The 15145-nt window shown below is 39.4% G+C and carries 14 protein-coding genes; 8 read left to right on the plus strand and 6 right to left on the minus strand.

Features of this window, described 5'->3' with window-relative positions:
• Positions 1 to 95 precede the first annotated feature (95 nt).
• Entirely contained in the window at positions 96 to 776 is a 681-nt protein-coding gene (locus L654_RS0116050; protein ID WP_024591546.1) for an SDR family oxidoreductase, read from the minus strand.
• Between the two features lie 55 nt (positions 777 to 831).
• The gene (locus tag L654_RS0116055) at positions 832 to 1830 is read right to left on the minus strand and encodes a DUF4382 domain-containing protein (RefSeq protein WP_024608433.1); all 999 of its coding nucleotides are present in this window, start codon (positions 1828 to 1830) and stop codon (positions 832 to 834) included.
• 226 nt (positions 1831 to 2056) lie between these two features.
• Between L654_RS0116055 and L654_RS0116060 the strand changes: the two genes are divergently transcribed.
• Positions 2057 to 2914, plus strand: a complete 858-nt coding sequence (locus L654_RS0116060; RefSeq protein ID WP_024608434.1) for a mechanosensitive ion channel domain-containing protein — start codon at positions 2057 to 2059, stop codon at positions 2912 to 2914.
• A 241-nt stretch (positions 2915 to 3155) separates the two neighbouring features.
• Here L654_RS0116060 and astB read toward each other — a convergent pair whose 3' ends face one another.
• The 3 genes from astB to L654_RS0116080 all read right to left on the minus strand — a co-directional run bounded on the left by astB (position 3156) and on the right by L654_RS0116080 (position 6744).
• On the minus strand, positions 3156 to 4502 hold the full coding sequence (gene astB, locus L654_RS0116065; protein ID WP_004334492.1) for an N-succinylarginine dihydrolase: 1347 nt from the start codon (positions 4500 to 4502) through the stop codon (positions 3156 to 3158).
• A 637-nt stretch (positions 4503 to 5139) separates the two neighbouring features.
• Positions 5140 to 6264 carry an L-dopachrome tautomerase-related protein gene (locus tag L654_RS0116075; RefSeq protein ID WP_024608435.1) on the minus strand — a complete coding sequence of 375 codons (1125 nt, stop codon included), beginning with the start codon at positions 6262 to 6264 and terminating at the stop codon, positions 5140 to 5142.
• A gap of 45 nt (positions 6265 to 6309) precedes the next feature.
• Positions 6310 to 6744, minus strand: a complete 435-nt coding sequence (locus tag L654_RS0116080) for a MarR family transcriptional regulator (RefSeq protein WP_024608436.1) — start codon at positions 6742 to 6744, stop codon at positions 6310 to 6312.
• Positions 6745 to 6873: 129 nt separating this feature from the next.
• Here L654_RS0116080 and L654_RS0116085 point away from each other — a divergent pair, with 129 nt between their 5' ends.
• From L654_RS0116085 to L654_RS0116105, 5 genes are all read left to right on the plus strand, one after another.
• On the plus strand, positions 6874 to 7302 hold the full coding sequence (locus tag L654_RS0116085; protein WP_024608437.1) for an organic hydroperoxide resistance protein: 429 nt from the start codon (positions 6874 to 6876) through the stop codon (positions 7300 to 7302).
• Between the two features lie 164 nt (positions 7303 to 7466).
• A complete protein-coding gene (locus L654_RS0116090) occupies positions 7467 to 7823 on the plus strand; it encodes a metalloregulator ArsR/SmtB family transcription factor (protein ID WP_024608438.1) in 357 nt (118 codons plus the stop codon).
• A gap of 32 nt (positions 7824 to 7855) precedes the next feature.
• The gene (locus L654_RS0116095) at positions 7856 to 8866 is read left to right on the plus strand and encodes an ArsJ-associated glyceraldehyde-3-phosphate dehydrogenase (protein ID WP_024608439.1); all 1011 of its coding nucleotides are present in this window, start codon (positions 7856 to 7858) and stop codon (positions 8864 to 8866) included.
• A gap of 24 nt (positions 8867 to 8890) precedes the next feature.
• The gene (gene arsJ / locus L654_RS0116100) at positions 8891 to 10108 is read left to right on the plus strand and encodes an organoarsenical effux MFS transporter ArsJ (RefSeq protein WP_024608440.1); all 1218 of its coding nucleotides are present in this window, start codon (positions 8891 to 8893) and stop codon (positions 10106 to 10108) included.
• Positions 10109 to 10215: 107 nt separating this feature from the next.
• Complete coding sequence (locus L654_RS0116105) at positions 10216 to 12336, plus strand: methyl-accepting chemotaxis protein (protein ID WP_024608441.1); 2121 nt, start codon at positions 10216 to 10218, stop codon at positions 12334 to 12336.
• 103 nt (positions 12337 to 12439) lie between these two features.
• On the opposite strand, the gene L654_RS0116110 is transcribed toward L654_RS0116105, so the two are convergent.
• Positions 12440 to 13027, minus strand: coding sequence for a TetR/AcrR family transcriptional regulator (locus L654_RS0116110; RefSeq protein ID WP_010553549.1), 588 nt, complete (start codon positions 13025 to 13027; stop codon positions 12440 to 12442).
• 112 nt (positions 13028 to 13139) lie between these two features.
• On the opposite strand from L654_RS0116110, the gene L654_RS0116115 reads away from it, so the two are divergent.
• A complete protein-coding gene (locus L654_RS0116115) occupies positions 13140 to 13682 on the plus strand; it encodes a carboxymuconolactone decarboxylase family protein (RefSeq protein WP_007586212.1) in 543 nt (180 codons plus the stop codon).
• A 131-nt stretch (positions 13683 to 13813) separates the two neighbouring features.
• The gene (locus tag L654_RS0116120; RefSeq protein ID WP_101162806.1) at positions 13814 to 15136 is read left to right on the plus strand and encodes an IS4 family transposase; all 1323 of its coding nucleotides are present in this window, start codon (positions 13814 to 13816) and stop codon (positions 15134 to 15136) included.
• Positions 15137 to 15145: the final 9 nt, after the last annotated feature.

Genomic DNA, 15145 nt, shown 5'->3' on the forward strand with positions numbered 1-15145 from the left:
TATACAAATATTTTAGTTTCAAATTAAGAATCAGAACCATCAGGTTTAACGCCATTAGCATTAAACCTGACAGCCCAAAATCTACCAAGCTACATTTAATTAGTTGGCATTAAATAAATCTCGCGCACACTGTTGCGCTGGTTTGCTTCAATAGCAAACAATACCGCGTCGGCTACATCTTGCGGGTCGAGTTTGTCGGGTTTAGCTTCATCAAAAAACGGGGTGTTTACCATGCCTGGGGCTATGGTTGTGCAGCGTCCGTTCCACTCACTCATTTCCTCAGCTAAGTTTTGTCCAAATCCATAAGCAAACCATTTAGTTGCACCGTAAATAGAGCCACCAATTGGCTTACGGCCAGCGGCAGAGCTGGTTAATATAAAGTGACCTTTGTTTTGGCGTAAATGCGGCAGTGTTAGTTTTGCAGTCCACAGTAGGGCTTTAATATTTATATCGATCATGGTTGACCACTCATCGGGGTCACCTTTTTCGGTACCAGCGGTTGAAACACCCATGCCTGCGTTAGCAAAGGCCACATCTAATCGGCCAAACTTTTCAATGCCTTTAGTAACTACGTTTTCAAGCGCGGTAAAGTCGGTTGCATCTGCGGCTACGCTCAGTGCGTTATCTGAGCCTAGCTCGGCAACAAGTTGATTAAGTTGCTCTTCTCTACGGGCGGTTAATATAACTTTATGACCGTTGTTTACTAAGGTTTTTGCCGTTGCTTCACCAATGCCACTAGAAGCGCCGGTTATGAGTACTATTTTCTCTTTTGCCATGGTTTTTTCCTTATTAACAAATGAATAAAGGCGCAGCTCAATGTGCGCCATGCAGTTATTGGGCTATGTCAAAATTGACTGATAAATCGTCAGCTTGCGTTAGGCTAATTTGTTTTAGTTGATAAATATTAAAATCAGCATCTACTTGCTCTGCATCGTCTATGTGTGCGCTACACGTATAAGCAAGTTGATAGTCGCCTGGTGTTATGAATGCGAGTTCAAATTCGTATTTATTATCGTCTGCATCAAATACAACATTGGCAGTAGCTAACGGAGCGTTATCAGGCGTTTGGTCATCTATTTCATGAATATCTGTTGGGGTTTGTGCCTGCGCAGAGTAAAGGTAAACAGCATGGCCAAATGATGAATCATCAGCGGCAAGATCAATGTTGTCAGTCTCGCAATTGTTTATAAGTGTTTGGCTTACAGTGCCTTCAATATCTTGTGATTCAGAAAGGTTTTGTAAACGCACACCGCGAGGTTTTAAAAAGACTTCGTTATTATTTTGTGGATCAACTAACGATTTTTTTAAATCAAACTCTAATACAAACTCGTTGTCGGTTTGATTGAGTGTAAAGCCATCTAGCTGTATTTCACCCACGCCATCATTACCTTTTCTTTTTACGATAAGTGGTGCAATGCTGCCGTCTTCATAAACTACGTGAGATGTTAAGCTAAGGTTGTTTGTGTCGCCGTTTATTACTTGCGCGCGGATCCACGAATAATCACCTGCAGGTACTTCTTGATCGTCAAGTAATTGAAAAATATCGTCGCCCGTATAGTCTAGTAAGTTGACCATTTGCGCTAAGGTGGAATCGTTTTTAGAGCGAGTTTCAAAGCTAACTTCTTCACCTTCTTGGGCTTTAATTGTTATTGAATCAAATACAACGTTAACTTGTTTTAAACCAGTGACTGGAGAGTCGGAAATACCTAAGCTAAAAGTTGCTTTATCACTTGTTTGGGGTGGGGTTGTTTCAGCATCGTCATTTGATGAGCCGCAGCCTGCTAAGGCAAAAATAATAGCGCTACTTAATATTGTTGATTTAAAGTTCATGGTTGTTTCCTCTTATTTGATTTGTTAAGTGTATGTATTTAACCCTTAACCTAAATTGAATTAAAAATATGAGGAGTTAGAACTTTTAACATGATGTTTTAAAAAGTTTTTAATTTCATCGATTTAATTGTTTTTTACTATATACTCGCGCCACTTCTTTTGAAGTCGGTTTTATTAGATTTAACCATTATTTTGCTGAGTTTCAGCCACATTTATCGGAACAAACATGAAAGATAAACTCTTAGCGTTTTGGCAAAGCCATTCAGAAACAATCATCACTTTAGGATACAAAGTGATTTTAGCGTTGGTGATTTTAGTTGCGAGTGCCTTAATTGCACGCTCGGTTAAAAAAGCGATTAAAAACTCTAAATCGCCATTAAAAAAAGTGGATAGTACGCTGCTTCCTCTTTTATCGAGTATTGCTGGTTATTTAGTTTATATAATTGGCGGGCTATTTATTTTAGATATTTTTGGCGTTAATACGGCCAGTTTAATTGCGCTAATGGGTGCTGCTGGTTTAGCGATTGGTTTAGCCCTTAAAAATACGCTGAGCAATATTGCTGCGGGTATTATGCTGCTAATACTCAGACCTTTTAAAATAGGCGATTTTGTTGATGCCAGTGGCACACTTGGTACTGTGAGTGAAATAAACCTATTTACCACTATTTTTAAAACCACCGACGGTCTTTATATAGCATCGCCTAACGGCAAAGTGTGGGGTGGCAATATTAAAAACTTTACCCGTAATGGCAAAAGACGAATGGATATAGTGGTGGGTATTTCGTATGCCGACTCTATTGACGTTGGCTTAAATGTACTTAAAGAATTAGCTGCATCAGAGAGCCGATTACTCGCAGAGCCTGCACCTAAAGTAATGGTGACATCAATAGGCGAAAGCGCAGTGAACATTCAATTACGTGCGTGGGCTGTTAATGGTGATTATTGGCAAACTGTGTGGGATTTAAATAAACGAGTTAAAGAAGCTATTGAAGGTGCTGGGCTGAGTATTCCGTTTCCGCAGCGTACGCTGCATATATCTGAGTCTATGGCGTCGGCAATAACGGTTAATACCAATCCGCAATAATACTTAATCAGTTTGCGGGGCTAAACGTGTCGCTACCTGCGTTAAAAAATTCTCATTTAGAACAACTAAATAGCGAATTTTTTGCCTAGTTATCAACACGTTTTTCCAGCCTCAAAATAGATCACTTAATTAAGCGAATTGGTATAACAAAGATGCTTAAATATGTATTAACATAAACACAAATAAAAATAGCGAGCCTTGGCTCGCTATTTTTGTATTAGCCTTTATGTAGGCTGAGGTATTAACCTTCTAATTGAAAGTCGTACACGGAGCCTAAATTTAGTAGCTGCGTTAGCTCATCAAGTGCTTGGTAGCTTTCAGTTAATAGGGCTGAATCTGCAAAGTCACTTGCGCCTAATTTGTCGCGGTAGTTACGTTTTGCCCAGTCACACAGTTGTGTGTATTTAGTATCAGTTAAAATAACCTCTGGGTTTACTGCAGCAAGTTCTTGCTCGTTAAGGGCTACACGTAAACGCAAGCAAGCAGGGCCGCCGCCATTTTGCATACTTTGGCGTAAATCAAAAAACTGTACTTGGTTTACTGGGTTATCAGCCATGATCATTTCTTCAATGTAGGCGTTAACTGCGCTGTTGCGTTTACACTCTTGTGGTGCCACTAACAGCATTGAACCATCTTCAAGGCTCACTAGCTGGCTGTTAAATAAATAGCTACTTACAGCGTCGGTAATGCTTACTTTATCGGTAGGTACTTCAATAATATAAAATTCTTTATTGCCCACATACGCTTCGCGAATATCTTGCAGTGCCAAAGCTTGGTTTAAAAATGCTTGCTGGTGGCACAGTAATACGTTGGCGTTACCTACTGCAATTACATCGTTATGAAACACACCCTGGTCTATTACGTCTGGATTTTGCTGTAGTAAAATTTGGCTTGAATCTTTTAAGTTATGCAAGCGACAAATTGCTTCTGAGGCTTCGAGTGTTTGCCTTGCAGGAAATTTAGCTGGTTTTGGTAATTGGCTGTTAAACGCGCTGGCACCAAATACAAACATTTCAAGGCCTTGCTCGCCGTGGCTGTCACAAAAACGAGTATGGTTTGCTGCACCTTCGTCGCCAAAAAAGCCTTGGTCAGGCAAATGGGTGTGGTGCGCAAAGTATTTGTCGTTATTAAACATAGCCTTTAATAAGCGTGTAGTGGTTGCAGGCTCTAATGAACGATGAAACTTATTATTTAAATTAGCTGAAGTAAAATGTACTTTGCCGTCGGTTGTATCTGGAGATGGCGATACCGTAGCGGCATTGGCTGTCCACATTGCTGACGCTGAATAACACGCGCGTAATAAAATAGGATCAGCTTTAAATGCTTTATGAATTACTTGTGCATCGTTACCGGTAAAGCCTAAGCGGCGCAGTACGTTTAAGTCGGGGCGCGCATGAGGGGCAAATACACCTTGAGTTAGGCCTTTGTCGTGCATGGCTTTCATTTTTTCAAGGCCTTGAAGCACTGCCTCTTGAGGATTTGAAAAACTTGCTGCGTTATTTAACGAGGCAACATTACCATACGATAAACCAGCGTAGTTGTGAGTAGGGCCAACTAAGCCATCAAAATTAACTTCCAAAGCGTGCATACACGTTCCAACTAAAATTTTTCAATAGGGTGCAACAATACAACGCAATAGGGTTGCTTGCAAAGTTATAAACGCAGTGTTTTTACTAATTTTTTCGATGTTTTTAAATGTGTGATTTTTTGTAGGGAGCTTCGTTTTTATATCAGGTGGCTAATAAGTAATTAAATAAGGTTTATTCATAAATTTCATAGTGTGCAAAAGCTTAGCCTAAAGTAGGTTTATACATTTAAGCTTTATGCCAAGCCTTTACACAATACGATGCTACTTAACATAGGCGCGTTCTTTATCAGCGGTAGTGCGGGTATTTGTTGGGTCGTTAACTTGCCAAACGCTAATGTCTAAACGCCATAAAAGGTAAAGGGTATGGTATAAATTGAACATGGTTTTTCCTTGGTATTTTCACTGAACACATCAGTTTATAGGAAGAAGTATGCCAACATTAACTTGAATATTTTATGAATAGAAATCAGGTGTTTAGTATTTAAGTGTAAATACATACTTAAGGATTAGCACCAAAGAGGTGAAGTATTACTAAAAGATGCACCAACGTGGTGTGTTTTTAACAAAAAGCCCTGCAACTATTAGGTCACTTAAATGTACAAGGCTTTTTTAAAAATGTAGTCACTTAAAAAGAAAATTAGCGGCCTACTTTTCCTTTTACTAAAGGCTCGAACGACATTACTTTAAACTTACCGTGGCTTTGATTTTTGCCATTATTAAGTACAGGCGAATTATGTAAATCGTCAACGGTAAAGTATATTTTATGATCGGCTCCGTAGCTAAAGCCATCAGGCCAGCTTAAGCGTTCGTCCTTAAATAATACTTCGTAGTCGCCAGTGGGTTTAACTACGCCAATTGCGCCATTGGTTATGTCGGTTACATATATGTTACCGCCGCCATCAACAATAATACCGTCTGAAATTGGCTTAGTGCCGTAACGCGAAACTTTGTCTTCAAGTGCTTTAGCCGAAAGGCTCTCGTTATTTATATCGCTGGTGGCAATGCGGTAAACCGATGTGCCCGACATAGAGCCAAAATAAAGCCAGTCTTCGTTAGGGTCAAGCGTAATTGGGTTAACACCTAAGCGTGCTGGTTGTCCGCCAAGGCTCATTGTGCGCCCATCAATAACCATATCGATATTTTCGGCTGTGGTGTAATGGCTATTTTGTAGCACTCTGCGTGCTACACCTGTTTTAAGGTTTACCGTAATAATAGCGGCTTGGCTGCCTTGGGCTGTGTCGGCAATGTATACAACGCCATGCTTATTATCGATGACTAAATCGTTTAAAAATGAGGTGTCGGTAATGGTAGGTTTAGCCAGATAAATAATTTTATGTAGTTGCTCTTTATTTGTATCCCAACCCACTAAGCGCCCAGCGTGATCGGGCCCTGAAGTGTCGAGCATCCATAAAACGCCATCGCTTGATACGTTTATACCAAGTACATCGTAAAAACCTTTACCGTTATTGTACGCGTATGCCCATTCTTCATTAGGGTAGGGCTTAGTTGTACCATCGCTTAAAAGCTCCATAATTTTTTGCTTTTGGCCAAAAAAACCGTGCACAGATAAAAACTTTCTGCCCGATGGGGTAATAGCAATGTTACCCGGTGGGTGCTGCGCATCAAAAGTGGCTACTGTTTTTAAATCAGCATTTTGGCCAGCAGTATTAGCAGTATTAGCAGTATTGGCAGATACGGCGTTGCTACTTAAAAGTGCCGTGCTACACGCCGCAGCTAATAGTAATTTTTTAATATGAGTCATTTTTAAAACCTTTTAAAACACGTTTATTGTTTAAAAATTAAGAGCCTAATCGGCTAAGTCGTTTACTACTAAATCGAGCAGCTGCATCAACTGCTTCGCTTGTGTTGCATTTACACTATCAAATTTACATAAAATATTTTTAGGAATATCGGCTGCTTTTAACTTAAGTGATTGGCCATGCTGGGTTAGCTTCACTAGGCGTTTGCGTTTGTCGTGCTCATCTTTAATAACAGCCAGTAATGATTTTTCGCTCATTTTTTTGAGTATTTGGGTCATTGCACCGCCGTCTATCGCGGTTTTATCTATTAGCCCTGCAATTGTTATTTCGTCTTGCTCCCACAGCGCCATCATTACTACGTATTGCGGGTAAGTTAAATTTAGTTTGCTTAAAGGCTCGCGATACGCACGCGCAATGCTGTTAGATGCCATATATAACCGGTGGCATAACTGATTTTTTAACTTTAATTGCTCAAACGGCATAACGTTATCCTTTATTTCGATGCATGTTATTTTAATTTGCATGCAAAGTATTTGCAATCTCTAATTACTTGTTCTATTATTTTGCACACAAACTAAATTGATTGATGTTTTTAAACTTTGGAGTTCATTATGAATGTATTACAAAACGTAGCTTACACTGCAAAAGCAACTGCAACTGGCGGCCGTGAAGGCGTAGCTAAATCTGATGATGGTCGTTTAGATGTAAATTTATCGACACCTAAAGGTTTAGGCGGAGACGACGGACAAGGCACTAACCCAGAGCAATTATTTGCCGCAGGTTATGCAGCATGTTTTATTGGCGCACTTAAATTTGTAGCAGGTAGCGAAAAAATAGATTTACCAAGCGACACACATATTAATTCACAAGTGTCTATTGGTGCTATTGAAGGCGGTTTTGGTATTGCAGTAAAACTTGCTGTATCACTAGGTGATATGGATAAAGCTGCAGCGCAAACGCTTGTAGATAAAGCACACCAAGTATGCCCATATTCAAACGCAACACGTGGCAATATTGAAGTAGAGCTTTCAATTATTTAATAACTAAATAAAGAAAAGTTATAAAAGCACACAACGACAATTAGTCGTTGTGTGCTTTTTTGCGTTTAAGGCATAAAAATTAAATATACGATAAAACGTATATTTACTATTCCATATGTTGTTATTTTGTTTTATTGTGTATGCATAAGCACAGTGAGGACAGTATGGAACAATTCAACCCACTTCAATTTTATAAATGCCTAGCGGACGATACACGTTTAAAAGCAATGCTGCTAATTAGCCACGAAGAAGAGCTGTGTGTATGCGAGCTTGTTGCTGCACTTAAATTAAGCCAACCTAAGGTATCTCGCCATTTAGCACAGTTAAGACAATGCGGATTATTAAGCGGCCGTAAACAAAATCAATGGGTGTACTACAGTATTAACAAAGCACTGCCAGAGTGGGCTAAAAATGTATTAACGCAAACGCTTACTGCTAACTCTTCATTTTATCAAAACGATTTAACGCGCTTAAACGCTATGGGTAATCGCCCTGAACGTGCAGCTAGCTGTTGTAACTAACTAATAAATTAACTTATTAAAGGTATTTAATTATGACTATTAAAGTAGGTATTAACGGTTTTGGCCGTATGGGACGTTTAACACTGCGTGCAGCAGTTGATTGGCCAGAAATAGAGTTTATTAAAGTAAATGATGTAGCGGGCGATGCTAAAACACACGCACATTTAATTGAGTTTGACTCAGTACACGGACGCTTAGCGCAGCAGGTCACTAGTGATGATAATAGCTTTAGTGTGGGTAAACACACGATTGCAGTTACCAACAACAAAACCATAAATGAAACTGATTGGTCAGATTGCGATGTAGTAATAGAGGCCAGCGGAAAAATGAAAACCACTGAACTGCTAAATCAATATTTAGCGCAAGGTGTTAAGCGTGTTGTAGTAACGGCTCCTGTGAAAGAAGACGGGATTTTAAATATAGTAATGGGTGTAAACGATAACCTTTATAACCCAAGTGAGCATAAAATTGTTACTGCGGCTTCTTGCACAACTAACTGTTTAGCGCCAATAGTAAAAGTACTCCAAGAAAAAGTGGGTATTAAGCACGGCTCAATGACTACTATTCACGACATTACTAATACCCAAACGATTATTGATGCCCCTCATAAAGATTTACGCCGTGCGCGTTCGTGCGGTACTAGTTTAATTCCTACTACAACCGGTAGTGCAACGGCTATTACGCATATTTTTCCTGAGCTTAAGGGTAAATTAAACGGCCATGCTGTGCGTGTACCTCTTACTAACGCATCCATTACTGATTGTGTTTTTGAGCTTGAACGAGGTGTTACACAAGATGAAGTAAACACTTGGTTTAAAAACGCTGCAAATAACGAGCTAAAAGACATTTTAGGCTACGAAGAAAGACCGCTTGTATCTATAGATTACAAAACAGATCCACGTAGCTGCACCATAGATGCGCTTTCAACTATGGTAATTAACAATACTCAGCTTAAATTATACGCTTGGTATGATAACGAGTGGGGTTATGCAAACCGTACGGCTGAGCTAATGCTTAAAGTTGCACAAAGTGATGTGGTTTAATCTCGTTTAAAAAGGTTTAAATTCATGCTTGCGCAGTTAGCTAATTTACCAAGTTCTATAAAACAATATTTAATAATTACCGGTAATTACTGGGCATTTACTTTAACTGATGGTGCACTGCGCATGCTGGTGGTGCTGTATTTTCATCAGTTGGGTTATGGTGCATTTTCAATAGCCATGTTGTTTTTGTTTTATGAAATTTTTGGCGTAATCACCAATTTAGTAGGTGGATGGCTAGGAGCACATTTAGGGTTAAACAAAACCATGAATGTAGGGCTTGGGCTACAGCTTGTAGCTTTGGCCATGCTTTGCGTTCCTGGAGATTGGCTAACCGTTGCCTATGTTATGGCAGCGCAAGCACTGAGTGGCATAGCTAAAGACTTAAATAAAATGAGCGCAAAGAGCGCCATTAAGTATTTAGTACCACAAGACGATGCAGGGCAAAGCCAATTATATAAATGGATTGCCATACTTACGGGCTCTAAAAATGCGTTAAAAGGAGTGGGCTTTTTTTTAGGTGGCTTGCTACTTACCGTATTTGGTTTTGTGGGGGCATTAATAAGCCTAATTGCTTTACTTAGTGTTGCGTGGGTTATTAGTTTAATTTTTTTAAAAGGCGATATTGGTAAAGCTAAAAACAAACCTAAGTTTAAAGAATTATTTTCTAAATCGCGGGCAATCAACTTACTTAGTGCAGCGCGTTTATGCTTATTTGCGGCGCGCGATGTATGGTTTGTGGTTGCATTGCCGGTTTACTTAGCCGCTCAGTTTAACTGGGATCACTGGTGGGTAAGCGGCTTTATGGCTTTGTGGGTAATTGCTTATGGATTGGTGCAGTCGCAAGCACCGCGTATAACAGGGCAAAGTGATTCAAACTCACATTCAGTCAAAAAAGCGTATTGGTGGGTTGCTCTATTAAGTGGCGTAACTGGCATTTTAGCGTTGTTGATGCAATTTGATGTAGCGGTACATTTTACGCTTGTAATCGGCTTACTTATTTTTGGTGGTGTATTTGCTGTAAATTCATCGCTGCATAGTTACTTAATAGTAAGTTTTGCTAAAAACGATGGGGTGTCGCTCGACGTTGGCTTTTATTATATGGCCAATGCGATAGGGCGTTTGCTTGGTACGGTGCTTTCTGGCTGGGTTTTTCAAGTATATGGGCTTAGTGCGTGTTTATGGGTAAGTGTATGTTTATTAATTGCAGCCTCAATTACAACGGCACGTTTGGCTAAACTTTAAAAAACTCAACGTATTGTATTAAATTCAATTTGTTTAACGATATTCATAGCTTCGTTGGTTAGATCTACTAAACTGTATCAGTAGTTTTAATTTAAAGGGTGTGATGAATGCGAGAAATATCGTTAGCAAAAAAGTTACTCTGGCTAAGTGTCGGTAGTATATTTATAACTGTACTAGTGCTATCAGGCATTTTGTGGTGGCAGTTATCATCAAGTAATAAGCAGTTAGCGACCAAATCCGAAGAGTACATTATTGTAGAAGTAGAAGAAAAGCTTAATGCTCATGCGGCTGGATACGGAGAAAAAATTGCTGGCTTTATTAATGAAGCTTACCGTGTCCCTTATTCATTAGCGGCACTACTTGGCGATGCAGCAAAACAAAGCACTTTAGACCGAGATACAGTTGTCAGTATAAATAAAGCGGTTTTAGAACAAAACACTCTCTTATCATCTATTTATTCTCAATTTGAACCAAACGCTTTTGATGGGCAAGATTCTCAATATCAACAAGGGTATAAGCATTCAGTAGATAGTGCTGGTACGTTAGAGGTATATATAACTCGCGATCAAAAAGGCGTAATTGAACAACAAAAAGTAGCGAATGCTGCCGATAAATATATTACCTCTTTAAATGAATTTGGTATTCGCGAAGCGCAGTGGTATTTGTGCGCAAAAGACACACTTAAGCCTTGTATTATGGAACCGTATTTATACGAAATCCCATCGGGCGATTCGGTAATGCTAACTTCGTTAACCGTGCCTATTTTAAAGTCAGGCCAGTTTATTGGTTTAGCAGGCGTTGATTTAACTCTACCAACCTTTCAATTAATGACTGAGAAGCTCTCTAAGCAGCTTTACAATGGTCAAGCTAAAGTAACCTTATTAAGTGATTTAGGTTTAGTTGTAGGCAGCAGTCATTATAAATCTAAATTAGGGCGCCCAATTAAAGAGGCTGTTAGTTCTACTATATTTAATGATATTGAAAAGTCTAAAGGGCAAAGCGGTATTTTTAAAACAAATAGTGAATATTTAGTAAATTATCCAATTGATATAAAACTAGCAAACACTCAGTGGTCATTAATCATAGAAGTACCTACAGACCTAGCACTTGCAGGGCCTGAAGCGCTAGAAAAAAACATGCAAGAAACAGCAGCATCACTCGGGTTTATTATTTTAATTACAGGCTTAATAATTGCTGTGGTTGCTTTTGTTATTATGAAATTAGTAATTGCAGGTGTAATAGCGCCGCTACAACAAATTCAACAGCGGGTTGATAACCTCGCAAGTTCTGAGGGTGATTTAACGCATACATTGCATGTTGATAGCCACGCAGAACTTATTGCATTAGCTGGTGGGTTTAATCGATTTTTAGCAAAACTACGTGATTTAATTTCTGAACTAAAAGCGGTGTCTGAGCAAACTAAACAGCAAGGCGAAATAGCACAACACATCGCTATTGATACTAAGCATAATGTTCAATCTCAATTTCAAGAAATTGAAAGTGTGGTAACGGCTATGAACGAAATGAGCGCAACAGCACTCGAAGTCGCCAGAGCATCAGAGCAATCAGCCCAACAAGCCGATGAAATAAATAGCTTGGTAGTAAGTAGTGAGTCGAGCTTATCGTCAGCGATGACACAAGTTAAAACGATGTCTGAAGAAATTAAAGAAGCCAACCAAGCAGTTGAAAAAGTCGCTTCGCGTAGTAAAGACATTACGCAAATATTAGATGTAATTCGTACTATTTCAGAACAAACAAACTTACTTGCACTTAACGCAGCCATTGAAGCTGCGCGCGCTGGTGAGCATGGGCGAGGCTTTGCCGTTGTTGCTGATGAAGTACGTGCACTCGCTTCTAAAACGCGTTCATCAACAGATGACATAAGCCAGTTAATTGATAGTTTATTATCTGAAGTGGGTAACGCATCTACCGTTATTGAAAAAGGCGTAGTACGTGCACAAAATGCCGTTGATGAAACATCAGTGGCTTTTGATGCTCTGCACAGTGTTGTCGTTAAAGTTGATGAAATAACCAATCAAATTACACATATTGCCACCGCTGCTGAAGAGCAAAGCTTAGTGACTGAAGAAATAAACCGTAATTTAACGCTTATATCTGATGCCGCATCGCAACTTGCTGACTTATCTACACAAGCAGGGGATAGCAGCGAAGCGCTTAATGCACTTGTTGCCCAGCAAGATAATGAGCTAAATAAGCTTAAAACGTAACTTATAAATTAAGTTTTAAGCACAAAAAAATGGCCAGTAAATACTGGCCATTTTTATTTAGTAAAATAAGTATAACTTATTGAGAATGCGCGATAACTGCTATTTATAACTTTTTAATCAACATAAACATTTGGTTGATCATTGGCTCAGCAAATTGCTCTACATTAGGACGATTAAAATAACCGCGTAAACCTGTAAATTGCACCTGAAAAAAGCGCGCATATTCAACAGCGGTCAACGTATTACTTAACTCACCTTTGTTTATTGCTTGTGTAAACAACTGCGTTAAATAAGCTTCAAATTGAGCTGTTAAATCTAAGCTTAACTCGTATAGGTTTGAGTCTTTTTCTGCAAACTCGCTGTTTGCTTTAACCAGCATACAAATAGCGCTTGGGCTGCAATCTTTTGTTTTAATGACCACGTTTTCAACAAATGCACGTAACCCACCAAGTACTGTATCTGCACTTGATAGAAACCCCTCTATTTGGGTTTTCATTTGTACTGTGTAATCTTTCAGCGATTCGCAGTATAGCCCTTCTTTAGAGCCAAACGCAGAGTAAATACTACCCGGGCGCATATTAACGGCTTCTTGTAAGTCACGCGTTGAGGTTGCATGAAAACCTTTTTGCCAAAATAGCTGGCTTGCAACGCGAACTACATTATCGCGTTCAAATTTAACCTTATTAGCCATATCATTCTCAATCAATTTGAACATTTGCTCAATTTTAACTTGAACAGTCGCTCAAAATCAAATACTATGTGTCTCGAAGTTACTTAAAACTATTAATTATTAGGAGCTAACCATGGCCGAATTTACTTTATACACTCAAGAAAACGCACCAGAAGAAGCAAAACCGTTACTAGCTGATTCAGTAGCAGCATTTGGTATGCTTCCTAACTTACATGCAGTAATGGCTGAAGCACCAACATTACTTAAAGGTTACCAAGTACTGCATGAGCTGTTTCAAAAAACATCATTCAATGCAGAAGAGCTAACAGTAGTATGGCAATCAATTAACGTTGAGCACGCATGTCATTACTGTGTTCCTGCTCACAGTGGTATTGCAGCGGCAATGAAAGTTGATCAAGGTGTTGTTGATGCACTTGTAAACAAAACACCACTTGAAAACCCTAAGCTAGAAACTCTTCGTGAAACTACACTCGCAATGACACGTGAACGTGGCGTGATCAGCGATGAGCAAATCGAAAAATTCTTTGCAGCAGGTTACGGTAAGCAACAACTACTTGAAATTATTGTAGGCTTGTCTCAAAAAGTAATGAGCAACTACACTAATCACCTTGCTGATACACCAGTAGACGCTGCATTTAAAAAATACGTAAAATAAATACGATTTTATAAATGACAAAAGGCAGCCTAGGCTTAATGCCGATCAGTTAAGAAAATGACCGGTTGACCGATCCAAACGATCATGCAAAATCCGTAGTTAGGAAACTAACTACGGATTTTTTTGTGAATATAGAACAAGCACTGCAAGCAACACTTGAAGAAAGCAGCCGATACCATACCTTTGAAAAATTATCAGAAATTCTTGACCCTGAAATCATTGAACAAGGTTTTCAACAAGCTGGGATTGCAACCGTTCGTAAGCGAAGGTTACCGCTTGAGGCCGTTTTGTGGTCAGTTATTGGCATGGCATTGTTTCGAAAAGAATCGGTTTGGAATATCGCTAATAAGCTAGATATCATGTTACCTGGCAAGAACCAACTCGTTGCTCCAAGTGCGATGGTACAAGCGAGACAAAGGTTAGGTGATGATTCCGTTAAACACGTTTTCAATAAATCTGCTCAATCAATGTATAAGCAACAGTCATTCGAAACATGGAATGGCTTGAACCTATTAGCTGTTGACGGTGTTGTGTGGCGAACAGCCGACACGCCTGATAATCGTAAAGCCTTCTCTTCTGGTAGCAACCAATACGGTGATACAGCCTTTCCTCAAATACGCATGGTCTGTCATATGGAATTGACCAGCCATCAACTGCTCAGTAGCGAGTTTGATAACTATAAAACCAACGAGATGAAATTAGCTGAGCGTTTAATTGAACGTACACCAGATAATTCACTGACTATGTTTGATAAAGGATATTATTCTTTAGGCCTGTTAAATCGTTGGCACCAAACTGGGAAGATGAGGCACTGGCTGATACCAGCAAGGCCCGACTTACAGTATGAAATCATCTCCAGCGCGGGTAAAAATGACCATATCATTGAATTGAAAACAACAAAGCATGCACAAAAAAACTTTCCCGATGTTCCTGAAACGATTAAAGCGAGATTAATCAGTAAAACAATAAAGGGCAAAAGCTACCGTATATTAACCTCGATGACGGATAGATTGCGTTATCCAGGTAATGAAATTGTTGAATTATATTGTCATCGTTGGGAGATAGAACTTGGGTTTAGAGAAATCAAACAAACCATGCTTGATAGCGCATACCATTTAAGAAGCAAGCGTCCAGACATGGTGCGTCAGGAGCTATGGGGCGTGTTACTCGCCTATAATTTAATACGAAGAATAATGACGATGGCGGCGACAGTTACAGGGATATGGCCTAACCAGCTTAGTTTCTCTAGCAGTTCGATGGCTGTCATTCAGTATTTCTCGTCAGTATCTATAATGAGTCCAGGGAACATTCCAATACACTGGCAGCACTTACTCAATACACTGGTCTTATTTAAGCTTCCAGCTAGACGAGAGGATAGAAGATACCCCCGATGGGTTAAGCCAAAACCATCTAAGTATCCCCATAAAAAGAAAAATGCCAGTCAGCTTAACTGACTGGCATTA

It is taken from the genome of Pseudoalteromonas sp. TAB23 (assembly GCF_000498075.1).
Taxonomy (GTDB): domain Bacteria; phylum Pseudomonadota; class Gammaproteobacteria; order Enterobacterales; family Alteromonadaceae; genus Pseudoalteromonas; species Pseudoalteromonas arctica.